This window comes from Erythrobacter sp. SN6-5, from assembly GCF_057364945.1.
The window spans coordinates 174006-196706 of sequence record NZ_CP200282.1; the positions used below are offsets into that span (position 1 = coordinate 174006).

The 22701-nt window shown below is 58.4% G+C and carries 22 protein-coding genes, 1 tRNA gene and 3 pseudogenes; 13 read left to right on the forward strand and 13 right to left on the reverse strand.

The genetic code is table 11. From position 1 onward, the window contains the following. Positions 1–26 precede the first annotated feature (26 nt). From AC0V6Z_RS00830 to AC0V6Z_RS00840, 3 genes and pseudogenes are all read right to left on the reverse strand, one after another. Positions 27–1748, reverse strand: a complete 1722-nt coding sequence (locus AC0V6Z_RS00830) for a methyl-accepting chemotaxis protein (RefSeq protein WP_472639557.1) — start codon at positions 1746–1748, stop codon at positions 27–29. 270 nt (positions 1749–2018) lie between these two features. Then, positions 2019–3667, reverse strand: a pseudogene (tig, locus tag AC0V6Z_RS00835) (trigger factor). A 104-nt stretch (positions 3668–3771) separates the two neighbouring features. Next, positions 3772–3856: transfer RNA gene (locus AC0V6Z_RS00840), tRNA-Leu, on the reverse strand. 240 nt (positions 3857–4096) lie between these two features. Here AC0V6Z_RS00840 and AC0V6Z_RS00845 point away from each other — a divergent pair. The 4 genes and pseudogenes from AC0V6Z_RS00845 to AC0V6Z_RS00860 all read left to right on the forward strand — a co-directional run bounded on the left by AC0V6Z_RS00845 (position 4097) and on the right by AC0V6Z_RS00860 (position 6399). Beyond that, positions 4097–4390 (forward strand): DUF3297 family protein, encoded by a 294-nt coding sequence (locus tag AC0V6Z_RS00845; RefSeq protein ID WP_472640811.1) that lies wholly within the window; start codon positions 4097–4099, stop codon positions 4388–4390. A 74-nt stretch (positions 4391–4464) separates the two neighbouring features. Then, positions 4465–5924, forward strand: a pseudogene (gene der, locus AC0V6Z_RS00850) (ribosome biogenesis GTPase Der). Continuing rightward, on the forward strand, positions 5924–6229 hold the full coding sequence (locus AC0V6Z_RS00855) for a DUF2721 domain-containing protein (protein ID WP_472639558.1): 306 nt from the start codon (positions 5924–5926) through the stop codon (positions 6227–6229). Before der ends, AC0V6Z_RS00855 begins: the two are co-directional and overlap by 1 nt. Next, a complete protein-coding gene (locus AC0V6Z_RS00860) occupies positions 6202–6399 on the forward strand; it encodes a DUF2721 domain-containing protein (RefSeq protein ID WP_472639559.1) in 198 nt (65 codons plus the stop codon). Before AC0V6Z_RS00855 ends, AC0V6Z_RS00860 begins: the two co-directional genes overlap by 28 nt. An 11-nt stretch (positions 6400–6410) precedes the next feature. Here AC0V6Z_RS00860 and AC0V6Z_RS00865 read toward each other — a convergent pair whose 3' ends face one another. The 5 genes from AC0V6Z_RS00865 to AC0V6Z_RS00885 form a co-directional block, all read right to left on the reverse strand. After that, the gene (locus tag AC0V6Z_RS00865) at positions 6411–6860 is read right to left on the reverse strand and encodes a hypothetical protein (RefSeq protein ID WP_472639560.1); all 450 of its coding nucleotides are present in this window, start codon (positions 6858–6860) and stop codon (positions 6411–6413) included. After that, a complete protein-coding gene (bfr, locus tag AC0V6Z_RS00870; RefSeq protein ID WP_472639561.1) occupies positions 6860–7342 on the reverse strand; it encodes a bacterioferritin in 483 nt (160 codons plus the stop codon). The genes AC0V6Z_RS00865 and bfr overlap by 1 nt, the downstream gene beginning before the upstream one ends. 170 nt (positions 7343–7512) lie before the next feature. Next, positions 7513–7716, reverse strand: coding sequence for a (2Fe-2S)-binding protein (locus AC0V6Z_RS00875; RefSeq protein ID WP_472639562.1), 204 nt, complete (start codon positions 7714–7716; stop codon positions 7513–7515). 288 nt (positions 7717–8004) lie between these two features. Further along, positions 8005–9300, reverse strand: a complete 1296-nt coding sequence (locus tag AC0V6Z_RS00880) for a DUF418 domain-containing protein (protein WP_472639563.1) — start codon at positions 9298–9300, stop codon at positions 8005–8007. Between the two features lie 110 nt (positions 9301–9410). Further along, positions 9411–10496 carry an SPOR domain-containing protein gene (locus tag AC0V6Z_RS00885; RefSeq protein ID WP_472639564.1) on the reverse strand — a complete coding sequence of 362 codons (1086 nt, stop codon included), beginning with the start codon at positions 10494–10496 and terminating at the stop codon, positions 9411–9413. Positions 10497–10736: 240 nt separating this feature from the next. On the opposite strand from AC0V6Z_RS00885, the gene AC0V6Z_RS00890 reads away from it, so the two are divergent. The 4 genes from AC0V6Z_RS00890 to AC0V6Z_RS00905 are packed head-to-tail and all read left to right on the forward strand — an operon-like array spanning position 10737 to position 13422. Further along, positions 10737–11459, forward strand: coding sequence for an AAA family ATPase (locus tag AC0V6Z_RS00890; RefSeq protein ID WP_472639565.1), 723 nt, complete (start codon positions 10737–10739; stop codon positions 11457–11459). A 15-nt stretch (positions 11460–11474) separates the two neighbouring features. Beyond that, positions 11475–12050 (forward strand): hypothetical protein, encoded by a 576-nt coding sequence (locus tag AC0V6Z_RS00895; RefSeq protein WP_472639566.1) that lies wholly within the window; start codon positions 11475–11477, stop codon positions 12048–12050. A gap of 57 nt (positions 12051–12107) precedes the next feature. Beyond that, entirely contained in the window at positions 12108–12707 is a 600-nt protein-coding gene (locus AC0V6Z_RS00900) for a tetratricopeptide repeat protein (RefSeq protein WP_472639567.1), read from the forward strand. Further along, positions 12679–13422, forward strand: a complete 744-nt coding sequence (locus AC0V6Z_RS00905; RefSeq protein ID WP_472639568.1) for an SPOR domain-containing protein — start codon at positions 12679–12681, stop codon at positions 13420–13422. Before AC0V6Z_RS00900 ends, AC0V6Z_RS00905 begins: the two co-directional genes overlap by 29 nt. A 161-nt stretch (positions 13423–13583) precedes the next feature. Here the strand turns inward: AC0V6Z_RS00905 and AC0V6Z_RS00910 are convergent. Further along, positions 13584–14817: pseudogene (locus tag AC0V6Z_RS00910) on the reverse strand (dihydroorotase). Further along, on the reverse strand, positions 14814–15851 hold the full coding sequence (locus AC0V6Z_RS00915) for an aspartate carbamoyltransferase catalytic subunit (RefSeq protein WP_472639569.1): 1038 nt from the start codon (positions 15849–15851) through the stop codon (positions 14814–14816). The pseudogene AC0V6Z_RS00910 and the gene AC0V6Z_RS00915 overlap by 4 nt, the downstream one beginning before the upstream one ends. 144 nt (positions 15852–15995) lie before the next feature. Between AC0V6Z_RS00915 and AC0V6Z_RS00920 the strand changes: the two genes are divergently transcribed. Both AC0V6Z_RS00920 and sppA read left to right on the forward strand, forming a co-directional pair. Next, the gene (locus AC0V6Z_RS00920; protein ID WP_472639570.1) at positions 15996–17039 is read left to right on the forward strand and encodes a S49 family peptidase; all 1044 of its coding nucleotides are present in this window, start codon (positions 15996–15998) and stop codon (positions 17037–17039) included. Then, complete coding sequence (gene sppA, locus AC0V6Z_RS00925; RefSeq protein WP_472639571.1) at positions 16975–17883, forward strand: signal peptide peptidase SppA; 909 nt, start codon at positions 16975–16977, stop codon at positions 17881–17883. Before AC0V6Z_RS00920 ends, sppA begins: the two co-directional genes overlap by 65 nt. Before the next feature lie 106 nt (positions 17884–17989). Here the strand turns inward: sppA and AC0V6Z_RS00930 are convergent, their stop codons facing one another. Genes AC0V6Z_RS00930 through AC0V6Z_RS00940 form a run of 3 tightly spaced genes read right to left on the reverse strand, consistent with a single transcriptional unit; the run spans position 17990 to position 19341 of the window. Further along, entirely contained in the window at positions 17990–18214 is a 225-nt protein-coding gene (locus tag AC0V6Z_RS00930; protein WP_472640949.1) for a hypothetical protein, read from the reverse strand. Then, entirely contained in the window at positions 18150–18518 is a 369-nt protein-coding gene (locus AC0V6Z_RS00935; RefSeq protein WP_472640812.1) for a sulfotransferase family protein, read from the reverse strand. Before AC0V6Z_RS00935 ends, AC0V6Z_RS00930 begins: the two co-directional genes overlap by 65 nt. Continuing rightward, positions 18409–19341 carry a sulfotransferase gene (locus AC0V6Z_RS00940; protein WP_472639572.1) on the reverse strand — a complete coding sequence of 311 codons (933 nt, stop codon included), beginning with the start codon at positions 19339–19341 and terminating at the stop codon, positions 18409–18411. The genes AC0V6Z_RS00935 and AC0V6Z_RS00940 overlap by 110 nt, the downstream gene beginning before the upstream one ends. Before the next feature lie 166 nt (positions 19342–19507). On the opposite strand from AC0V6Z_RS00940, the gene serS reads away from it, so the two are divergent. From serS to AC0V6Z_RS00955, 3 genes are read left to right on the forward strand one after another with little or no spacing between them, the layout of a single operon-like run. Then, complete coding sequence (gene serS, locus AC0V6Z_RS00945) at positions 19508–20803, forward strand: serine--tRNA ligase (protein ID WP_472639573.1); 1296 nt, start codon at positions 19508–19510, stop codon at positions 20801–20803. Then, entirely contained in the window at positions 20803–21567 is a 765-nt protein-coding gene (gene surE / locus AC0V6Z_RS00950; protein ID WP_472639574.1) for a 5'/3'-nucleotidase SurE, read from the forward strand. Before serS ends, surE begins: the two co-directional genes overlap by 1 nt. Positions 21568–21583: 16 nt before the next feature. Continuing rightward, the gene (locus AC0V6Z_RS00955; RefSeq protein ID WP_472639575.1) at positions 21584–22669 is read left to right on the forward strand and encodes a potassium channel family protein; all 1086 of its coding nucleotides are present in this window, start codon (positions 21584–21586) and stop codon (positions 22667–22669) included. The last annotated feature ends 32 nt before the right edge of the window (positions 22670–22701 follow it).

Consider the following 22701-nt stretch of genomic DNA (forward strand, 5'->3'; position numbering starts at 1 on the left):
GGCCGAGCCGCCACCTGTGTGTGAGCTTAAGCTGCGCGCACCTGTTTAAGGAATTCGGCGACCTGCTCACGCAGTTTCTCAGATTGGACTGACATTTCTTGCGAACTCGCGAGCATTTGCGTCGCTGTGCTGCCCGCGGTCATGGAAACTTCGCTCACATCTTCGATGGTCGCGCTGATATCTTGGGTGTTGCGGGCTGCCAAATCGATGCTTTGCGCCAGATCCTGACCAGCAACGGCCTGCTGATCGACGGCGCTGGCAATCGCGGTTGCAGTCGATTCCAGAGCAACCACTTCGGTTGAGATGAGTGCCAGCGCAGACGCGCTTTCACCGGTTGCGTCCTGCATTTCACGAATCAGACCCTCAACTTCTTCAGTCGCGCGTCCGGTTTGCGAGGCCAGCTCTTTCACTTCGGACGCGACGACAGAGAAGCCACGTCCCGCTTCACCGCCGCGAGCAGCTTCGATCGAGGCGTTAAGTGCGAGCAAGTTAGTGCGTTGAGCAATACCAGCGATCACTTCAACGATCTGGCTGATGCGATCTGCAGAACCGGTCAGACCGGTAATGGTTTCATCCGCTTTCGCCGCTGCTTCAGAAGCTTTGCGGGCACGCTCAGACGACGAGGCCGCCTGGCGGCTAACCTCATTGATCGACATCGCAAACTCATCAGATGCCGACGCCGCGCCAGTGATGCCGTCCGATGCTTGCTTCAGGCTCGAATTGGCGGCGTTAACCGTCTGGGAAGAAGATTCGACATTACGCGCCAGATTGGTGGCGGAATCTTCCATTTGACTGGAGGCGGCGGCCACCCCGGAGGCGACATCGCCAACAGTCTTTTCAAATTTGTCGGCGAGCGACTTGAGCAATTTACGTTGCTCTTCCTGAGAACGTTCGCGTTCTTCTTTGATTTCACGCTCACTCTCAAGCTCACGCTCTAGCTCGCGTTTGGCCTGCGCGTCAGCTTCGCTTTGAACGCCCCGCAAAACAGTAAGAGCAGCAGACAAAGTACCGATCTCATCTTCGCGCTCAGCCGATGGGATCTCAAGGTCAGTTTCACCAGCGGCGATCCGTTCACTAACATCGCTGATGTCAACGATAGGTGCGACCACCTGTTTGGCGACAAGACGTTTGCCCAGAAACACCAAGCCGAGTGCGATGAGCAAACCAGCGATCAACGAAGCGATCAGAACCTTGATTTCGAACAAACCTTCGCCAGAGGCGGTTTTGACGCGGGCGGCGGCGTCTTCACGCACCTCGACAATCAGGCCGACAGTTGCGTCGATTGCCTCATAGCGTGGTCCAAGAAAACTCTCTTGCAAGGCGATGTCACGCGGCGCATCGCGCACCTCACCCAGAATGGTGACGATGCCATTCAGCTCATTATCGAGCTGCAACACTTTGGGCATATAGGCTTCATCAACAGAACCCGCCGCAATCGCCAAACGATCATTCATTTCAACCGCTTCATTGGCATATTTGAACGCAAGTTCTATACGTTCGTTGTCAAAGTTTCTCGCACGATAAGCGCCCATCTCGTCTTTTGAGAGCGAGACGTTTCTGTTCATACTTGCCGTAAGAAATGCGACTTCAGTCAAGCTGGCAAGCGTGTTGGAGCGTTGCTCCATCCGCAGCGCACCAATGGTGCCCACTGCGCCGAGCACCAAAACCAGCAAGGCGAACATATTGAACACCCGGCCAACCTGACCATTAATCGAACCGCTTTCAAAACGGCTTTTGACCCACGACATGCTGAACCTATTACTCATAATGCATGTTAACCCATTGTTCCTGGGGCCACGTCAGGCGACATGCCTACGTAAGTTGCCCTAAAATCGACTTAGGGTTTAGCCGCACATGGTTAAGGATGAGTTAGGATGGGCGCAGCGAACGCGGGCCTCACCTGCGTGCTGCTTACCAATACAAACGAGCCGCAACCCATTATCTGGATCACGGCTCGTTTTATGTCAGAGCTTTGCCTGGCTTGCCCCGCCACATCGCAGGGGCAAAGCGACCGCGCGTTATTTCTTCTTCGCGGGCGCTTTCTTGGCAGCAGGCTTCTTAGCTGCTGGTTTTTTAGCCGGAGCCTTTTTTGCAGGTGCCTTCTTGGCGGCTGGCTTTGCATCCGCTTTTGCCGCCGGTTTCTTGGCAGGAGCTTTCTTCGCCGGGGCTTTTTTGGCCGCCGGTTTCTTGGCTGGTGCCTTTTTCGCCGCTGGCTCTTTCTTATCCGCAGCCTTCGCAGGCGCTTTTTTCGCTGCTTGAGCTTCTTAGCTGGTGCCTTTTTCGCCGCCGCTTTCTTGGCCGGGGCCTTCTTCTTGGCGGCTGGCTTGCTATCAGCGGCTTCATCCGCTTCGATTGCAGCTTGCAGTTCTTCCTGCGTCACTTCACGCTCGGTGACTTCCGCCTTGTCAAACAGGAAGTCGACGACCTTGTCTTCATAGAGCGGCGCGCGCAGCTGAGCAGCGGCCATTGGCTCTTGCTGAATATACTGCATGAAACGCTCGCGATCTTCTTCGCGATATTGCTGAGCAGCTTGCTGCACCAGCATTTGCATTTCTTGAGCGGTCACTTCGACGCCATTTACCTGTCCGATTTCGCTGAGCAACAGGCCCAAACGCACGCGGCGCTCGGCGATAGAACGATATTCGTCCTTCTCCGCTTCGATTTCTTTCAAAGCGTCTTCAGGTTTCTCTTCCTTCGCGGCTTCTTGCTGAAGCTGAGCCCAGATTTGCTCAAATTCGGCATCAACCATGTTCTCTGGAACGGCAAAGTCATGACCCGCTGCCAATTGATCGAGCAAGGCACGCTTCATTTGTGTGCGTGTAAGACCAGCAGTCTGCTGTTCCAGCTGACTCTTCATGATCTCTTTCAACTTGTCGAGATCATCTAGGCCGAGGCCTTTGGCAAAACCATCGTCGATCTTGGTATCGGTTTCGACCTTTACTTGCTTCACAGTGATGTCGAACTGAACCGCTTTACCGGCGAGATGCGCGGCCTGGTAATCTTCAGGGAAGGTGACGTCGATGGTCTTCTCATCGCCGGTCTTCGAACCCGTCAACTGCTCTTCAAAGCCTGGGATGAACTGGCCTGAGCCGAGCACCAATGGCGCGTCTTCGGCTTTGCCGCCTTCAAACTCTTCGCCGTCAAGCTTACCCACGAAATCGATGATCAGCTGATCGCCATCCGCTGCCTTCTTCGATTTGGCTGCGTCTTTGTAGCTCTTGTTCTGACCAGCGAGACCTTGCAGCGCTTCTTCAATCTGTTCGTCCTTCACAGGAACGACCAGCTTCTCGAGTGTCAGGCCATCGGTGCTTGGCGCTTCAACCTCTGGGAGAATCTCAAGCTCAACCGAAATCTCGGCGTCTTTGCCTTCTTCATAGCCCTCGGCCAGCTCAACCTTAGGCTGCATCGCAGGACGCAGGCCTTCGTCGGTGAGCAATTTTTCCAGCGAATCGCGAATCGTGTCGTTCACAACCTGCGCATGCAGCTGTTCACCGTGCATTTTCTTGACGAGATTGGCTGGCACTTTGCCGGGACGGAAGCCAGGCATTTGCACCTGCGGGGCGACCTTCTTGATCTCCCCGTCAATCTTTTGCGCCAATTCCTTGGCAGTGACAGTGATCTGATAGGCGCGCTTCAGGCCTTCATTGGTGGTTTGCTTGGTCTGCATTGGAAAAACTGAAACCTTCTCAACAATCTCGTAAGTTCAGATACTTAACGTCGCAACGACGTGTATCTGATATGCGAATTCTCAACACCGGCGCGGAAAAACATTGGTGCGGGCGAAGGGACTCGAACCCCCACATCTTTCGATACTGGTACCTAAAACCAGCGCGTCTACCAATTCCGCCACGCCCGCTTGATTGAACGAAGCCGCGCGGGAAACCAACCGGCCCCCGCGCGCATTGCGCTCGCCTCTAGTCTGGTGCGCGAAAAAGGGCAAGCGGAACGATCTTGTTCCGCCGCGCACCTGCGACTATGGACGCTCCAGAACTTTCAAACGCTTGTCCCCGCCGTCTTTGGCCAACCCATGTGCATATCGCCATGAGTGGCCAGAATATCAGCGTGGGCAAACTCTGGATTTGGATAAAGAGCATGACTGAAGAAACAAAGCCAACGGTCAAGCACCGACACGCCGCCAGATCATCTGTCTGTTAATCCGCGCAGCAAGCATTTCGATGCAGACGTTCTGCAACGCGGGATCGGCATTCGTTTTAAGGACCGCGTGCGCAACGATATTGAGGAATACTCAATTTCCGAAGGCTGGGTGCGCGTACAGGCGGGCAAGACGGTCGATCGCAAAGGCCAGCCGCTGACCATTAAATTGAACGGCCCGGTAGAGGCATGGTTCGAAGACCTGGGCGACAGCCCGCCCATTGCCAAAGCGGAATAGACCCGCCGCTCGCCTACACCGCTGCTGCGGCGCAGGCCTGAACAGGACAGCGCGCGAGCGGTAAGGACAGCATCATGACACCGACAGATAAACCGCAAGTCATCATTATTGGCTAAGCCCAATGTTGGCAAATCGACATTGTTCAATCGACTGGTGGGCAAAAAGCTTGCGCTGGTCGATGATCAGCCGGGCGTCACGCGTGATCGCCGGATGGGTGATGCCGAGCTTGCTGGCCTGGAATTCACCGTGGTCGACACCGCCGGGTGGGAAGATGAAGACCCCGACAGCCTTTCTGGCCGGATGCGTCAACAGACCGAGGTCAGCATTGAGGGTGCAGATGCGATCCTGTTCGTGATCGATGCACGCGCGGGCGTGACCCCGCTCGATCAAGAGGTTGCCCGGTTCCTGCGCGAACAGCGCGAAATCAAGGGTGAGAAAGTGCCCGTCGTGCTCGTTGCGAACAAAGCCGAAGGCAAACAGGGCGAGGACGGCATTCTGGAAAGCTACTCGCTCGGCATGGGTGAGCCGATCGGGGTTTCCGCAGAGCATGGCGAAGGGGTCGCCGATATGTTTGGCGCGCTGTGGCCGCTGATCGGAGACAAGGCAGAGGCGCTTAAGGCCGCAGCACAATTTGCACTTGATGAGGGCGAGGAGGCCCCGCTCGGTCCGCTGAAGTTGGCGATTGTTGGCTAGGCCGAACGCGGGTAAATCGACGCTGATCAACCGGATGCTGGGCGAGGACCGCCTGCTGACCGGGCCAGAGGCCGGGATCACTCGCGATTCTATTGCGGTCGACTGGGACTGGGCCGATCCCGATACAGGTGAGACGCGAGAGATCCGTCTGATCGACACCGCAGGCATGCGCAAGAAACGCAATGTGACCGAAAAGCTGGAGAAGCTGTCCGTCGCCGATGCCCGCCGCGCGGTGGACTTTGCCGAGGTCGTGGTGCTGCTGCTCGACGCGACTCAGGGGCTTGAGCACCAAGACCTCAAGATCGCCAGCATGTGCCTGGAAGAAGGCCGCGCGCTAATGATCGCTATCAACAAATGGGATATTGCTGAGGATCCCAGCGGATTGTTCAACGGCATTCGCCGCGCGCTCGATGACGGTCTGGCGCAGGTTCGCGGGCTGCCCCTGTTTGCGGTCTCTGCGAAAACCGGCAAAGGGCTCGACACCATGCTCTCCGGCGCGTTTGAAATTCGCGAAAGCTGGTCGAAGCGTGTGCCCACCGCCGCGCTCAACCGCTGGTTCGACGATGCGCTGGCGAACAACCCGCCGCCCGCGCCAAAGGGCCGCCGGATCAAGCTGCGCTATATCACGCAGGTCGGCACCCGCCCGCCGCGCTTTGTGGTGTTCGGCAGCCGTCTGGAAGTGCTCCCGACCAGCTACGAACGCTATCTTGTGAACGGCATCCGCTCCAAACTCGGCTTTGACGCCGTACCGGTGCGCGTATCGCTGAAAAGCCCGAAGAACCCCTACAATGCCAATCGCGGCGGAGGCGGCAATTACTCAAGCGGGAGCGACAAATCGTGATGCTGGATTTGCTGGCAGGGTCGAACATCGCGACCGACCTGCTCCAACGCACGCAAAATACCTCTGACGTGCTGCGCGCGGTTCAATTGAGCCTCGCCCCGGCCTTTCTCTTGGTCGGTATCGGCAGCATTATGAATGTTATGATGCAGCGGTTGAGCTGGGTCGCGGGCCGGATCGAGCGCCTGTCGGAACAGATCGAGGAAAAGCCCAATGCGCGCTCGACGAGCGAACGCGAATGGCTACGTGCGCGCTGCAGCATCTTGCACGCCAAGCGATCATGTTCTCCACGGCTGCAGCAGTCGTGATCAGCGTTGTGATCGCCGTGCTGTTTGTATCGGTCTATGTCGAGACACGGATCGGCACGATTGTCGCGGTTCTGTGGGTTATCACAATGGCGCTCTTGATCACCGGCCTTGTGCATTTCCTACGCGAGACACTGCTTGCCGCCCGCGGGCCGCAATCCCCAATGGAGTGACCCCCACGGGCTCACTTCTTCGCGTCGGGATAGCCCGTTCCGGAGATGTGATGTTGATACAGGCAAAGCGGGTCATTCAAATCCGTTGGCTTCGGGAACGGCTTTTTCTTCTTCAGCAAGAGATTGCTGATCAGGAAATCAAGAGTGGCGGCTTCCTGTTCGTGGTCGAGATCGAATGGAACGCCTTTGTCATCCAAAGCGGCACGGTCTGCCTGCGCCACCACAAGAGATGAGCCCCGCTGTTCAAGAGTGACGCGAAAGACCGCCATTCCGGTCCAACTTCGGAAAAAGAGCAGATTTGGCTCGTCGTAGTAGACAAACCATTTGTCCTCCATCTCGCACGGGATCAGGCCTCGCTTCAGCAGTCCAAACTCCAAAACCGAGAATGTGTCCCGGTAGGGAATTCGTACTGTCTCGCCAAAAGGTTTGTTCTTCCAGCTATCGCTGACGGCAATCGACATCACTCTGCGCCCGCTGGCTTGCTTTGCAGTTGCACGTAATTCTCCAAACCCATCCGCTCAATCATATCGAACTGAGTTTCGAGAAAGTCGACGTGCTCTTCTTCATTCGCAAGAATGCCAGCGAAGAGATCACGGCTCACATAGTCCCGAACCTTTTCACAATATTCAATCGCATCGGTCAGCAGAGGGATCGCGTCTTCTTCCACCGCCATGTCAGCCTTGAGGATCTCCTCAACCGTCTCGCCAACGCGCAAATTGTGGATCGCCTGAAAATTGGGCAGTCCGTTGAGGAACAGAATGCGCTCAGCCAGTTTGTCGGCGTGCTGCATTTCTTCAATGGATTCCCCGCGTTCATATTCGGCGAGTTTGGTGACGCCCCAATCGTCGAGCACGCGGTAATGCAACCAATATTGGTTGATCGCGGTCAGCTCGTTGGTGAGCGCCTTGTTGAGAAATTCGATGACTTTTGGATCGCCCTTCATGGGTGATGCTCCTTGAATAGATGGCGCGCTGTGGGGCGCGGATTGGCGGTGACACTGTTTTTGGTATGCGCACTATATGCGCGCAAAACCGCCACCATTCAAGGTATCGATCCATAAAAATGTATGATTTTCAGCTACTTGCGATGCCCTCGCAATAGCGCTTTGCCAGTTCAGATTGCGAGTTCTTTGCAAGAAGTAAGACGCTCAGCCACGAGGCGCACTTCATCCAGAATTTTGTCAGCATCTTGAAGGCATTGGCCGCAGTTGGGGCGCTTGCCGAGCTTTGCATAGACCGCTTCTGCATCGCCAGACGTACCGCGGCCCGCTTCACGCAGGTCAGATTCACGGATCGCATTGCAAATACAGATATACATGACGGCTTTTCGCTACTCCTGCGAATCAATTGCAAAAGCAATTTATGCGAATTAATCTCAATAGCAAGAGGATTCTATTTGTCCCGCATGTCATGCGGTGCGCAAAATCCTCGAAGCCTGCAGATAAGTCCTCGCCTCTGCGGGTGGACATGAGCCCTTGCGGTCGCCGACGCGACCGAACTCCGCTTCGTTATGTTTTGAGAGCAAAGCCTCTGGAGCCTACCGGGATAAAATCCGGATGGACGGATAGAGGGTGCGGGCGGCTGCGGTTCTAAAATGAAGGAGCCATCACCGCCTCATCGGGAACAATCTGCCATAGGTCAGGCAGCGCCAAAGCCATTCCAGCGGGCCATAGCGGAACCTATCCAGCCAAGGCTTCGACCAGGCCAGCATGATGATGCAAACAGCCAACACCACCATGTAAAGCTGAGGCCGATTGAGCTCACCAAACAGGCCCAAGGCCCAGCCGTGGAATACAAACAGCATCAGCACCGAGGTGCCGATATAATTGGTGAAGGCGGCGCGTCCTGCGGCGGACACCCGCTGTCCCAGCCATCCGGTCGCCTTGGGGGCGAATAGCACCAGCAATGCTGCCATTCCCAGAACCATCATCAGCCTGGGTAGCGGGCTGATACCCACAAAGGCGGCGAGCGTTCCGTAATAGGTGAAGCCGTTTGACCTGGCCCACAGCGCAATCAGCAGATGCAGCAAGGCACCGGTAACAAGGCCGATCCAGCCCCATTTGCGCAAGGTCAAAGGTGCCCAACCCCCGCTGAAAAATCCCATCCGGTAAAGCGCCATACCGAGCAGCATCAGGGGAAATGTCTCAAGCGCAAAGAACATCGCATTGCCGAAGAGATCAAACCCATGTTCCTGCGCGCGGTGCTGAACAAACCCGCCATAATCACCCGATTGCTTGATCTTCGTTTCAACCACGTAGTCAGCCAATGCTTCTTGCTTGGCGCTCTCCAACCCATCACGCATCTCGCTGAACGCGGCTTGATCCCCCATCGGCGTGTCGGCCACAAAGGGTAATGGCACCATCATCAAAGCGTAGACGATCGCGCCGACCAGATAGCCGAGCAGCCCGACCTTAAGCTGCGTTTCGGCCTGCCATTTGAGGCACGGCAATACGATCCACCCGACCAGCGCATAATAGGCCAGAATATCGCCCGCCCAGATGAAGAAGAAATGGATCAGACCAAACTGCAACAGCCAGAACAATCGCCGCGCCTGCAGCCAGCGCGTCTCGCCGCGCGCCCATGCCCGCTCCATAAACAGATAAAGCCCCGCGCCGAACAGGATGGTGAATAACCCCCGCATCTTGCCGTCTATCACGGTGAATTGCGCGACCCATTGCCACCCGCCAGGATCATTGGCGGGGACGAGAAACGCCTCGGGGAACATGTAAGCGCTAAACGGTTGGCCAAAGGCGATGATATTCGCGGCCAGAATGCCCATCACGGCAAGGCCGCGTATGAAATCGAGGCTGCTAATACGGTCTGCGGTTTTAGCAGGCCCTGCATCAGGCACGTCATCGCCAAACGTATGTTCGTCCGCTTGCTCGTTCAGCGTATCACTCATGCAGATCCCACCCTTTTCCGGGCTGCATGATAGCATGCCTCACCTTCAGGGAAAGCGAGGCTGTGGGTAGCGCGTGAGCAGCATTCGGGCTTTCACCGAACGGCCAAGCGTCATTTCTTGGTGACGAGACAGCCTTGACCTTGAGCGTTCAAAGTGTTGCAGGCCTTTTGCGCCGATGCGCGTGAGGCAAAACCGCCCGCTTGCAGACGCGTGACCCGGCCCGCTGGCACCAGAATTTTGCGCGCGCCCTGCAATGCATTGGAACCGGAAAGCTTTTTCCAAAGCCGATCAGCATTGCCAGCCACGCCAAACGCACCGAGCTGAACCCGCCAAGGGCCATTCCCGGCCGCGGCAACGCGCGGCGCAGGCGCAGCCGCGCGAGCCGGAACAGTCGCCGCCGGAGCAGCAGCAGTGCCGGCAGTCGTAGGGCCGTTAAGGCTAAAATTAGTGTTCAATTGCGACCCGTTTGACGAAGGGGCCGGTGTAGCTTGCGCGATCCTCGGCGCAGGCTGAGCGCCGGATGGCAGGCGATTAAGCTCCGCTTCGGCCAATTGCGCAGCGCGCAGCTTTGCAGCTTCTGCCTCCAAATCACGTGCGACCGACTGAGCCATTTGGCGCTGCTCAATCGGGATATAACGGTCCATTTGCGCCACGGCATCCTTTGCCTGTGGGAGCCCAGCAGAAACCGACAAGGTCAGAAAAGCATAGGCACGCACCCAGTCTTTCGGTGCGTAGTCGCCATTAAAATGCGCCAGTCCCAAAATATACTGCGCGCGCGGATCGCCGCGCTCTGCCGCTGCCGTTACCAACGGCATGGCTTCTGATTGTTCACCTTGCTGGAACAATAGCAGACCGTAATTATCGGCCGCCTTCACGTGCCCTTTGCGCGCTGCCTCTGCATACAGGGCACGCGCGCGCTCCACATCAATCTCAACCCCGCGGCCAAGGCGGTACGCCTGGGCTAGGTTGAACATCGCATCGGCATCGCCGCGCCCAGCCGGGCCGCGCCATTGCTCAACCGCGGTGACAAAATCGCCAGAGCTCCATGCGTCCACGCCCGCCTTCACATCAGCCAATGCCGGCGCTGCTGCCATAGCGATAGCTGCGACTGCACCGCTTACGGCCAGCCGCATCCCGGCAAGCACGCGGGCAGGTGCAGACTTAGAATCGGCATCAAAGGCAAGGAAATGGACCATGATCATTCTCTTATAAATAGCGTCAAAAACTGTTTTTACCGCGCGATTGCTGGCGCATCCGAGCGGGCAAGTGTGCCTTATAGTGAACGATCCGTTAGGAATTCGTTGCCATACCCTAATCGCAAGCAAGATGTTGGTTTCGCAAACCTCGTTAACTGTAAATTAGGGGTATCCTGCGATCTCAGTGTCATCCAAGCCGCAATCAGGCGGCGCCAACGGCCTAACAGGGGGACCAAGGCTTTGCGTGTACTAGCTTTAGCATCGCAGAAGGGCGGATCAGGGAAAACAACCCTTTCCGGACATCTCGCCGTCCAAGCACAGCGTGCGGGCGCTGGCCCAGTCGTATTGATCGACATCGATCCGCAAGGGTCGCTAGCCGATTGGTGGAACGAGCGTGAGGCAGAATATCCTGCCTTTGCTCAGACGACTGTTGCTCGCCTCGCCAATGACCTTCAGGTTCTGCGTCAGCAGGGCTTTAAACTGGCTGTGATTGACACGCCGCCAGCGATCACCATGGCCATTCAGTCAGTTATCGGCGTTGCCGAGCTGATCGTAGTGCCAACTCGTCCAAGCCCGCATGATTTGCGCGCTGTTGGTGCGACGGTTGATCTGTGTGAGCGCGCTGGCAAGCCGCTGGTGTTCGTCGTGAACGCCGCGACGCCTAAGGCGAAGATCACTTCAGAAGCCGCTGTGGCTCTGTCACAGCACGGCACCGTCGCCCCGATCACGCTGCATCATCGCACCGATTATGCCGCCTCAATGATCGATGGCCGCACGGTTATGGAAGTTGATCCGGAAAGCCGCAGTGCTGCTGAAATGACAGCGCTCTGGAAGTATATTTCTGACCGGCTTGAGAAGAATTTCCGCCGCACCGTATTCGCCGCACCTGGCACTCAGCAGCAAGCTGTCGGCGGTGGCCGTCCAGCTGGCGGTGGTGGCTTCGGTCGCCGCGTCGCTCAATAAAGGAGCACCTGCGCGATGACTGAAGCAAGCTTTGCCTCGCTGAATTCCGCGCTGCTCGCTCGTAAGGGCGGGGCCAAACCGGCTATGCGCCCTCAGCTCACCAACCTTCCTGATGCAGGCAAGCCTGCAAATCTGGAAGACCTGGGTTGGAACGATATGGGTGCAGAGGAAGAAACAGAGAACCAAGCGTCTAGCGCAAATGTGGTTCACTTGTCCCCGGCAGAACCCAATGACGCAGACGCTGAAGAGCATGAATGGGACGAAAACGCGGACACACCCGATGTGCTGCGCCAGCAAGAAGAGCTGGCCACGCGCATTGAAGGGGAAGCCGCCGAAGCGTCCGCAGCGGTGCCTGCCAAAAAGAGCAGCAAGCCCGCCAAAAAGCGTAAATCCGCGAAAGCATCCGGCAGTTCATCTGGCCGCCGCGCTGCTTTCACTTTGCGGCTCGACACCGATCGCCATCTCAAACTTCGCCTTGCTGCGACAATGCAGGGCAAGAGCGCACAAGCGGTTGTTACCGAAGCGCTCGACGCCATGCTGGAGCAGATCGACGACCTCGATACGCTCGCGCAGAAGATGAAACGCGACTGATTTGTTAACTTTTTGCATCGTACCAAGACAGCAGAGTTACTCACAAGGACTATGACCATGGACCGCAGCGAAACCTACAAAATGACCGGCCCGAAAATGAGCCTCATTGTTTCGACCGCACTTGCCAGCGTTGCGCTTGCAGGATGCACCACCTCGGCTGCACCGCCTGCCCTATCCTCTTTCAGCAAGGCGCAAACCGCGCTGGAAAAAGGTCAGGTCGATAAGGCTGTTACGCATGCTGAAGCAGCAGTTTTGGCTGATCCTCGCAATGCAGAATTCCGTGCGATGCTCGGCGCTGCTTATCTGGAATCGGGCCGTTTTCAATCGGCTGCAACCAGCTTTGACGATGCCCTGGAACTTGGCGACACCGATCCGCGTACTGTCCTCAGCTATGCGCTGGCTAAAACCGCGCTCGGCGACAAAGGCAGCGCGCTTGCGAAACTGGATGCATGGTCTTCTGATATTGATCCTGCTGATCTTGGCCTTGCCTATGCCTTGGCTGGCAAGCCGCAGCAGGGCGTCCACGTCCTGACCAATGCTCTACGCGGCGGCCAGAACAGTGCAAAGGTTCGTCAAAACCTCGCCTACACCTATGCCCTCGTGCGGCAATTGGCGCGCTGCCCGCGTTATGGCGGCAGAAGATGTGCCAGCTGGTGAAGTGAACAACCGGATTGCTGAATGGGCCGCACAAAGCGCGCCTGAGCAATACCAAACCCGCGTCGCAGGCCTGCTGCGCGTAAACCCAGCGCAAGATGGCGGCCAGCCGCAATATCTCGCGCTGAACAATTTCCCAAGCCAAGACGTAATGGTTGCTGAGGCGGCTGCTCAGGCACCAGCAAATGCAGTGGAGCCAAGCGCAAGCGAAGCTCTCGCCTTTGGTGTTTCGAACGACAGCGCCGTTGAAACCTTTGATCCGGCACCTGCCGCGGCTCCTACACGGGTCGCTGAAGCACCCAAGCCAGCACCGGCTCCAGCCCGCGCTCGCTTCGTTTCAAAACCTGTCGTGCAGGCTCTGCCTGCAAGCTACGCCAGTAAAGAGAAACGTCCGACACGAGTGGCTGCGGTGTCAAGCCAGCGCCGCATGGCAGCGGTCGCAAGCGGCTCTGCTGACACGCACATGGTCCAATTCGGCAGCTTCTCAAGCCGGGCCGAAGCCGACCGTGCATGGAAAATCTACCAGTCACGCTATCCGCAGCTGAAAAATCACGATGTCGTGATCACGCAAGCTGAAGTGAAAGGCAAAACCTTCTTCCGCGTCGCCGCCGCAGGCTTTGGCCTCAGCAGCGCACGCAGCATGTGCTCGACCGTCCGTTCGGCTCAGCAAAGGCTGTTTCGCCTATGCCAAGATCAACCCGCCAAAAGGTGCGATTGATCGCGGAGTGCGGATCGCAGCGCGCACAAGCTAAGATACAAAATCCCTCTGGAACTTTCCAGAATTCAGCAAGACTGCCCCCGGTGTCGCGAAACGCCGGGGGCATTTTTTTGGGTAACATATGCTGCGGGCTAGCTAGGTCAAACCACGACAAACGCCGCTCAAACGATTTGCACGCCGCCTTTGAACAGCGCCTTCACCCTGCCCTGAGTGCCTTGACGATCAAACGGGGTGTTATCGGCGGTCGCCGACATCTTGCGGCGATCGATGATCCACGGCGCTTCTGGATCGATCAGCGCAACATCCGCCTCCAGCCCGGCTTCTAGCTGGCTAGGCCAGCACGCCAAGCAACCGGGCCGGATTGCCTGCGAGCAATGCAAAGGCGCGCCCCATATCAATCACTTCATCGCGCACCAGGGTCAGCGTCATCGCCAGCAAGGTCTCTGCCCCGGCCATCCCGGCCTCTGCATCCGCAAAGGGCAGGCGCTTATCCTCTGGCCCGCGTGGATCATGGCCCGACGCAATCACATCGACGGTGCCGTCGCCAATCGCCGTAAGCGCCGCCTGCCGATCCGCTTCGCTGCGAAGAGGTGGTGAGAATTTCGCGAAAGTCGGGAATTGCACCGTGGCGAGATCCGACAGCATGAAATGCGCAGGGGTGATCCCGCAGGTCACATTCACGCCGCGCGCCTTCGCCGCGCGCACCAGATCAAAACCCGCCTGCGTGGTCACCTGACGAATATGCAGCCGAGCGCCTGACATTTCAGCCAGCGCAATATCGCGCGCGATCGCCAGTGCCTCTGCCTCTGCCGGAGCGCTCGGCAAGCCCATGCGGGTCGCCATTTCGCCAGCGGTCGCCGCTGCCTCGCCGCTCAAGGCATCGTCCTCACCATGCGCAACAACGACCAGATCAAGCATTGCGGCATATTGCAGCACGCGCAGCATCACCCCGGAATCCGCGATCCAGCGCCGTCCGGTGGCAATCCCTCTCGCACCTGCATCCTGCATCAGTGCGATCTCTGCGAGCTCTCGCCCCTCCAGCGCGCAGGTCGCTGCCGCCAGTGGATGAACCCACAGGTCTGGCTTACCGCTTTTGGCGATCATGCTGACCCGGCTGGGGTAATCGAGCGGGGGGGACTGATTCGGCATCAGAGCCGCGCGTGTGATACCGCCAAAATGAAACGACGCCTTGTCGATCCGGAACACGCCCAGATCCACCAGGCCCGGCGCGATTATCTGTCCGCGCGCATTGACCACTTCGTCGCCGTCCTGCGCGGCAATATCTGCACCAACTTCCGTGATCAGGCCGCCATCCAGCCGGATGCCGCCACTGACCAGATCGCCGGGCATCGCCAATTGACCGCCAGTGATTGTGAGAGGCCGTGACTGCTTCATGATGCACTCCCCTCGCCGATATTCCAGCCTTCAACCCCGCGCGCGCTGCGGGTCAGAATGTCAAGCGCTGCCATGCGGATTGCGACCCCCATTTCCACCTGCTGGGTGATGATCGACCGGTCGAGCATGTCAGCAACCTCGCTGTCGATCTCGACCCCGCGATTCATCGGACCGGGGTGCATCACCAGCGCATCTGGCGCCGCATTCGCAAGGCGCGCCTGCGTAAGGCCGTAGAGATGGTGATATTCGCGCTCAGATGGGATGAATTGCCCTTGCATACGCTCCGTTTGCAGGCGCAGCATCATCACCACATCTGCGCCCTTCAAAGCGTAATCGAAATTGTGGAACGGCTGCGCACCGATCGCCTCCACGCCTGCTGGCATTAAGGTCGGCGGTGCGCATAGCCGCACGCTTGCACCCAACGCTTGCAGGCACAGCAGGTTGGAGCGCGCGACCCGGCTGTGCAGGATATCGCCGCATATTGTGATGGTGAGCCCGGTAAAATCCTCTGCAGTCTCGCCGCGTTTGCGCAGCGCATGCCTCAGAGCCATCGCATCGAGCAGCGCCTGCGTTGGGTGTTCGTGACTCCCATCGCCCGCATTCAACACGGGGCAGTCAACCTTATCGGCGATCAATTGCGTCGCGCCGCTCGCCCCGTGGCGGATCACGATAGCATCAGGGCGCATTGCGTTAAGAGTGATCGCCGTATCGATCAGCGTCTCCCCCTTTTTTACAGAGCTTTGCGCAGCATGCATATTCACCACATCCGCGCCCAGTCTTTTGCCCGCAATCTCAAAGCTGAGCAGCGTGCGGGTCGAGTTTTCAAAAAACGCGTTGATAATCGTTTGCCCGGCCAGCAGATCGGTATGCTTGGAGGGTTGCCGGTTGAGCTCCACCCATTGCTCCGCAGACTCAAGCAGATAAAGGATCTCGTGGCGCTCCAGCTGGCCAATGCCAACCAGATCGCGGTGCGGGAAGGCCAATCGGCCCGCTGGATAGCGGCCGGAGCCTGTGTTTTCGCCGGACAATGTCATTAAAGCCATGCCTTTAGTCGAGGGCTGTCGCACGCTCAACCCATTGATGGGTAAGTTTTGCGCTGTTTGCGATGGAAGTTTGCGCAAAGCATGCCTAGTCTAGGCGAAACACGCGCATGGCGCGCGATAATTGGGAATGATTTCATGAGTTTTGTGGGCAAGGTTTGGAAACTGCTGGTCGGTGTTAAAGACGGGCTGGTGCTGATTTTCATGCTGCTGTTCTTCATGGCGCTGTTCGCGGTGCTTTCTGCCCGCCCCAGCCCTGGCCAGGTGCGCGAAGGTGCGCTGCTGATCGAGCTGGATGGCTTTGTTGTAGAAGAACGTTCCGAGATTGACCCACTGCAAACCTTCCTGAGCGGTCAGGCCCCTGTTGCCGAACACCAATCACGCGATCTGGTTACCGCGCTCAACGCCGCGGCATCGGACGATCGGATCAAGGCTGTCGTATTCGATCTCTCCTCCTTTGTCGGCGGGGGCCAAGTGCACTTGCAGGCCATTGGCGAGGCGATGGACCGCGTCCGCAAAGCGGAAAAGCCGGTACTCACCTATGCACTCGGTTACGGCGATGATCACATGCATCTGGCCGCGCATGCAACCGAGGTATGGCTCAATCCGCAAGGTGCCGCATTGATTGCTGGACCTGGTGGCAGCAATCTCTACTACGGCGATCTGCTGGAACGTTTGAATATCAACGCTCGCATCTACCGCGTTGGCACATTCAAATCCGCTGTTGAGCCTTACTCACGCAATTCCATGTCTGATGCCGCGCGCGAGAATCTGGCCGGATTGTTCGGTGCAATGTGGGAAGAATGGCAAGCCAACGTGAAGAAAGCCCGCCCATCGCTGGACCTTGAGCGGGTGACCAGCGATCCGGTGGAATGGATCACTGCATCGCAAGGCGACCTGGCCAAGGCGGCGCTTGACGCTGGCCTGGTCGACAAGCTGGGCGACCAAATTTCCTTTGGTGAGCGCGTTGCCGAGCTTTCAGGCGAAGACGCATGGAGCAAGAAACCGGGTGCCTTTGCAAAGGCTGAATTTGCCCCCTTCCTTGCCGATGTCACCCCATCGGCTTCTGGCAAGACCATCGGTGTCGTAACCGTCGCAGGCGTCATTGTAGACGGCGATGCCGAGCCCTGGATCGGCCGGTGGAGAGCGGATCGCCGGTATGCTCGACGAGGCGCTGGATGATGATCTTGCAGGCCTTGTCGTGCGGGTCGACTCCCCCGGTGGCTCTGTGTTCGCATCGGAAGAAATACGCCTGGCGATTGAGCGTCACCGGGCGAAAGACATTCCGGTTGCCATCTCATTCGCCAATGTTGCGGCCAGCGGCGGCTATTGGGTTGCAACCGCAGGTGATCGGATATTCGCGCAACCAGAAACGATCACCGGTTCCATCGGTGTGTTTTCCGTTCTGCCAACATTTGAAGGTGCTGCGGCAGAGCTTGGCGTGAATGCAGACGGTTATCGCACTACGCCATTATCGGGCCAACCTGATCCGATTGCGGGTTTCAGCCCAGAAGTTGACGCGATTTTGCAAGCTTCGGTTGAAAACACATATTCGGATTTCCTCGGCATTGTGGCGAAAGCTCGCAATATGGACAGCGCACGAGTTGATGAAATCGCGCAAGGGCGCGTTTGGGATGGCGGGACGGCGCGCCAACTCAAACTCGTCGATCAGTTCGGCGGGCTAGAAGAGGCGCTTGCTTGGGTCGCGGCCGAGGCAGAGCTTGAGGAAGACGGTTACAGTCCGCGTTTCCTTGGTGCTGGCACCGCGCAATACGATTCCCTGATCCGTCAAATGCTGACCAGCACCAGCCCGGAAACCGCGGGCACGCGCGGCGGCGATCTGTTTGCGATGGCCGCGCGGGAACGTGGCGCGCTGCTCGGCCAGCTCGCCAGCGACGTTGAGCGCCTGTCGGGGACGCCTGGGATACAGGCCTATTGCCTCGAATGCCCTGCGCCCCCCAGCGCCGCGCAGAATAGCAAGGGACAAGGCATACTGACCATGTTGAAGGCTCTGTTCGCGGACTGATGTGCGGGCGACTGCAATTGGGCGGCCTAAATTGCTAAGGCGATTCTATGAGACGAGAGAAGTGCGCTTCTAGGAGCCTTTTCCAAGACTCTACTTGCAGTCGACCTTAACCAAATCGGCGGCGGCGTTCTCTTTGGACGGGCACCGCTGCTGCATTCGCGCCCGCACGGCCTTGCGCACCCTCGCCCCAGTCGCTTGTTGGCACATCAAATGCGCGAACGTAATCGGCAAAGCGCTCTGCCACCTCATCCGCGCTCACATGAAAATCACTGAGCCGGTAGACATGCGGATGGCGCTTCAGCGATTTTGACCGCTCCAGATAATCTGCCATCTTGGCTTCTGCTTAGCCCCATATCGAGATCGAGGAAACGATAAATCCGCTCCATCTCACCGTGCCAATCGCGCTCCACATCGTCATATTGCACATCGATCATGCGCTCCGGCCCCAGCCCCTCGCGCGCCGCACGCATCCGCTCAATCTGCTGCTCGGTCTTAGCCAGCCAATCGCGCCCAATGCGTGCTGGATCAACATGATCGGAATAGATGATCGTCTGGTTCCAGGCGAGCGAGGCGGCGCTGCCAACAAGGCTCCTTGGATCGCGGTGGGTAAAGATCAGGCGCGCATCGGGAAACACATTCAGCAAGGCGGGCAGATCCAGCATGTGCTGCGGTGTCTTCAGGATCCACGGGCGCAGCGGAGAGGCTTGCTGTGACCAGCCGATCAAGCGCAGCAGATTGGCCAGATGGCGGTAAGCCGGCTGTCGCATCTTCGGCGGCGCACCACGAAGAATAGCTGGGCACTTGCCACTGCGCATCATGTTTCATGCCCCACATGCTGGAGACGAGCAGGCCCAGCTCCTCCTCCGGCTCAAAGGGGCCAGTGGGATGGATCGAGAGCGTGCGCGGATTGGCCGCCCGCGCGACCTTCATGATCCGCCGCGCCAGCACCGGACGGAAATCCTCCGCTTTGCCCGCCAGCACGTCTTCAAAATCCGGGCGCGGCACCGGGCTGATCGTTTCAAAACTGCGCATATGGGTGAACCGCCGATCGCTCGCCAGCAGGCGGTGCAGCCGCGTGGTGCCTGAACGCATCGGACCCACGATCACCACTGGACGCGGAATTGGCCGCTCCAAAATTTCCGGGAACCGGTCGAACCAGTGCTGCGCCCACAACCGGTCGGTCAGCACTTTGTTGAATTGCAGCACCGCGCTGTGCTGGCCTGCGAGATTGAGCCGCGCCTCACCGCGCACCGCATCCAGCAGCACCTCAAAGGGTCGCTCAAACCACGGATCGCCAAAATCGGCCAGGCCAGTCTTGCGCGCTGCGGCCTCCATCAACGCACCCATACTGAAACGCGCCGGGGCCAAAGCACCCAATCGTTCACCCGCACCAAGCAGGCGGTTCAGCCCAGCGATAAATACGGTTCTTTGCGGCGGCGCGACCCGTCCGTGCTGCATGAGGTTACCCTCTGTTATTGCCCCTGTTCGCCGCGTTTGCCCAGCGGCGCTGATCTGACGTCAGCCCTCTGGTCTAGCCGGTTTGGATCACCGCGCAACCTGGTGCAGGGCACTTGTCCGCATATGCACTGGAATTTGGCCAGCCAAGCGGGCATAGGCTGGCCCCATGCACGATATTCGAATTATCCGAGACGATCCCGCCGCCTTTGACGCCATTTTGGCGCGGCGCGGGCATGAAACTGTGGCACAAAACATAGTGGCGTTGGATGAAGAGCGCCGCGCGGTCGCAACCAAGTTGCAAGAAGGACAAAGCCGACGCAACGAGGCCTCTAAAGCGATCGGTCAAGCCATGGGCCAGGGCGACACCGCCAAGGCCGAAGCGCTGAAAGCAGAGGTCAGCGAACTCAAAAAGACGCTGCCCACTTTGGAAGAGCAAGACCGCGAACTGGGCGAAAAGCTGAAGATGGCTTTGCTCGTTCTGCCCAATGTGCTGGCTGACAGCGTGCCAGACGGGACAAGCGAAGACGACAATGTCTACTTGCGCGAATGGGGCGAGAAGCCGGTCTTTGATTTCAACCCACAGGAACACGCCGACATCGCCCCTGCGCTCGGCATGGACTTTGAGACTGGGGCGAAAATCTCTGGTGCGCGCTTCACTTTTCTGCGCGGAGATATTGCTCGTCTGCACCGGGCGCTGGGCCAATTCATGCTCGACACGAACACAAGCGAGCATGGCTACACCGAGTGTAATCCGCCGCTGCTGATTCGCGAAGAATCGGGCTATGGCACCGGCCAATTGCCGAAATTCGCCGAAGACCTGTTCCGCACGACAGAGGGCCATTTACTGATCTCCACCTCAGAGATGACGTTGGGCAATTCGTTCCGCGAGCAGATTTTTGAAGAGAGCGATTTTCCGATGCGGATCACCGCGCTGACCCCTTGCTTCCGCGCGGAGGCTGGCGCGGCGGGGCGCGACACGCGCGGCTTCATCCGCCAGCACCAGTTCGAGAAGGTCGAGTTGATCAGCGCCGCCCTGCCCGACCATGCAGCGGAGGAACATGCGCGGATCACCGCCATTGCTGAAGGTTTGCTGCAAAAGCTTGGCCTGCACTACCGGGTGATGGAACTTTGCGCGGGCGACATGGGCGCGACCATGACGAAGACCTATGACCTGGAGGTTTGGCTGCCGGGACAAGGCGCCTACCGCGAGATCAGTTCCTGCTCGGATGGCGGCACCTATCAGCCGCGCCGGATGAACGCGCGTTACCGCCCAGAAGGCGAGAGAAAGACCGAGTATTTCCATCTTCTCAACGGCTCCGGCCTGGCCGTGGGCCGCACTCTGGTGGCGATCATGGAGAACTACCAACAGGCCGATGGCAGCGTTCTTATCCCAGAGGTTTTGCATCCCTATATGGGCGGTGTGACCAAGCTGGAGCCTCAGGCAAAGGCAGGCGGCGCTTAATGCGCATATTGCTGACCAATGATGACGGCATCCACGCGCCCGGGCTTGAGGTGCTGGAAGAACTCGCGCGGCAGTTTTCAGACGACATCTGGGTTTGCGCCCCATCAGAGGAACAATCCGGCGCTGGCCACTCGCTGACACTCAATCAGCCAGTGCGCCTGCAGCAATTTGGCGAGCGGCGCTATGCCGTCACCGGAACGCCGACCGACAGCGTAATGATGGCCCTGCGTGAGGTGATGGACAGTCCGCCCGACTTGATCCTGTCCGGTGTCAATCGCGGTGCGAACCTGGGCGATGACATCACCTATTCGGGCACCGTCTCCGCCGCGATCGAGGGTGCACTTGCAGGCATTCGTTCAATAGCTTTCTCGCAGGTTTACTCGCGCCAGAGCATAGAAATCGCCGATCCCTTTGCCGCCGCCCGCCAATGGGGCGCAAAGGTGATTGAGCCGCTGCTTGACGTGCAATTTGCCGAGCGCACGCTGATTAATGTCAATTTTCCGCCGCTTAAGGCCGATGCAATCAAAGGTATTCGCGTGGTCCGCCAGGGCTTTCACGATTACTCACGCGGCAGCATTGTCGAGGGGCGTGACCCGCGCGGCAGCCGCTATTTCTGGTTCGGTCTGCACGCCATTGAGCACACGCTCGATCACGGCACCGACCTAGAGGCGATTGACGATAGCTACATTGCCGTTACCCCTTTGCAGCTTGATTTGACGCATTATTCTTCGCTCGACATTCTAGCGGGGAAATTCGCCGAATAGGGGCGCAGGACGGGGCATGGCTAAGCAACTCGACACTTTGTTACCCAAGGACGCGCCCAAGCAGCGCAAGTCCGGCTTTCGCCCGTTAAGACGCGCGGTCAGAATCCCGGTGTGGGGCGATTTAGGCATTCGCCTGGGCCTGGCCCTACTGCTGATTTCCATCGTGGTCATGATCCATTGGTTCGATCGCGGCGGATTGGTCGACAGCGTCGATGGCGAGGTCAGCTTTCTCGACATCGTCTATTTCACCATGATTTCGATCACCACCACCGGCTTTGGCGATATCGCCCCGGTTACGGACCGGGCGCGGCTGGTCGAGGCGGTAATCGTGACTCCAATCCGCTTTGCCGTGTTTTTCATCTTTGTAGGCACCGCCTACAATTTCATCATCAAGCGCAGCTGGGAGAAGTGGCGCATGAACCGCATTCAAGAGAAGCTCTCGAACCATGTCATCGTCCTCGGCTTTGGCGTTTCCGGCTCTGAAAGCGTTGCCGAACTGATCGAGCGCGGCATGGAGCCAAGCAATATCGTGGTCGTCGACCCGAGCGAGGACCGGCTCGTTGAAGCGGAAAAACTCGGCGTCAACGTGATGAACGCGGATGCGACCCGCGACCAGACCTTGAACGCGGTGCAGGTGGGCACCGCGCAATCGGTGTTGGTGTCCGCTGGCCGGGACGACACATCGATCCTGATCGTTCTGACCGTGCGCCATCTCGCGCCCAAAGTCCCGATCAGCGTGGTCGTACGCGCGGATGATAACGAGCTGCTGGCGCGGCAAGCGGGTGCAGACAATGTCATCAACCCGGTGCGCTTTACCGGCCTGCTGCTGGCAGGCTCTGCGCGCGGCGCGCATATCTCGGACTACCTCGCAGACCTCGCCTCTGTCACAGGTCGCGTCCAGCTGGTCGAGCGGGTCGTGACCGAAGAGGAATGCGGCTGCTCCATCGAACAGCTCAGCACGGGCGGGCGCGGCCTGCGCGTTTACCGCGACGGCCGGGCAATCGGCTTTTGGGAAGACGAATGCCAGACCTTGCAAGCAGGCGACGTGGTGGTTGAGATCGTCCCGAGCATGAACGGCGAGACCAAGGGCGACGGGCACTAAGCCGGGCGGCACGCCATCTGATCTCGCTTAAT

Coding starts and splice junctions, on each gene's coding strand:
- AC0V6Z_RS00900 (WP_472639567.1), top strand. CDS start 12,108: ATGGACCGCAGCGAAACCTACAAAATGACCGGCCCGAAAATGAGCCTC.
- AC0V6Z_RS00930 (WP_472640949.1), bottom strand. CDS start 18,214: ATGGCAGATTATCTGGAGCGGTCAAAATCGCTGAAGCGCCATCCGCAT.
- AC0V6Z_RS00865 (WP_472639560.1), bottom strand. CDS start 6,860: ATGTCGATTGCCGTCAGCGATAGCTGGAAGAACAAACCTTTTGGCGAG.
- AC0V6Z_RS00940 (WP_472639572.1), bottom strand. CDS start 19,341: ATGCAGCACGGACGGGTCGCGCCGCCGCAAAGAACCGTATTTATCGCT.
- AC0V6Z_RS00920 (WP_472639570.1), top strand. CDS start 15,996: ATGAGTTTTGTGGGCAAGGTTTGGAAACTGCTGGTCGGTGTTAAAGAC.
- sppA (WP_472639571.1), top strand. CDS start 16,975: ATGCCGAGCCCTGGATCGGCCGGTGGAGAGCGGATCGCCGGTATGCTC.
- AC0V6Z_RS00895 (WP_472639566.1), top strand. CDS start 11,475: ATGACTGAAGCAAGCTTTGCCTCGCTGAATTCCGCGCTGCTCGCTCGT.
- serS (WP_472639573.1), top strand. CDS start 19,508: ATGCACGATATTCGAATTATCCGAGACGATCCCGCCGCCTTTGACGCC.
- AC0V6Z_RS00955 (WP_472639575.1), top strand. CDS start 21,584: ATGGCTAAGCAACTCGACACTTTGTTACCCAAGGACGCGCCCAAGCAG.
- surE (WP_472639574.1), top strand. CDS start 20,803: ATGCGCATATTGCTGACCAATGATGACGGCATCCACGCGCCCGGGCTT.
- AC0V6Z_RS00915 (WP_472639569.1), bottom strand. CDS start 15,851: ATGACATTGTCCGGCGAAAACACAGGCTCCGGCCGCTATCCAGCGGGC.
- AC0V6Z_RS00830 (WP_472639557.1), bottom strand. CDS start 1,748: ATGTCGTGGGTCAAAAGCCGTTTTGAAAGCGGTTCGATTAATGGTCAG.
- AC0V6Z_RS00880 (WP_472639563.1), bottom strand. CDS start 9,300: ATGAGTGATACGCTGAACGAGCAAGCGGACGAACATACGTTTGGCGAT.
- AC0V6Z_RS00875 (WP_472639562.1), bottom strand. CDS start 7,716: ATGTATATCTGTATTTGCAATGCGATCCGTGAATCTGACCTGCGTGAA.
- AC0V6Z_RS00905 (WP_472639568.1), top strand. CDS start 12,679: ATGGCGGCAGAAGATGTGCCAGCTGGTGAAGTGAACAACCGGATTGCT.
- bfr (WP_472639561.1), bottom strand. CDS start 7,342: ATGAAGGGCGATCCAAAAGTCATCGAATTTCTCAACAAGGCGCTCACC.
- AC0V6Z_RS00885 (WP_472639564.1), bottom strand. CDS start 10,496: ATGGTCCATTTCCTTGCCTTTGATGCCGATTCTAAGTCTGCACCTGCC.
- AC0V6Z_RS00860 (WP_472639559.1), top strand. CDS start 6,202: ATGTTCTCCACGGCTGCAGCAGTCGTGATCAGCGTTGTGATCGCCGTG.
- AC0V6Z_RS00855 (WP_472639558.1), top strand. CDS start 5,924: ATGCTGGATTTGCTGGCAGGGTCGAACATCGCGACCGACCTGCTCCAA.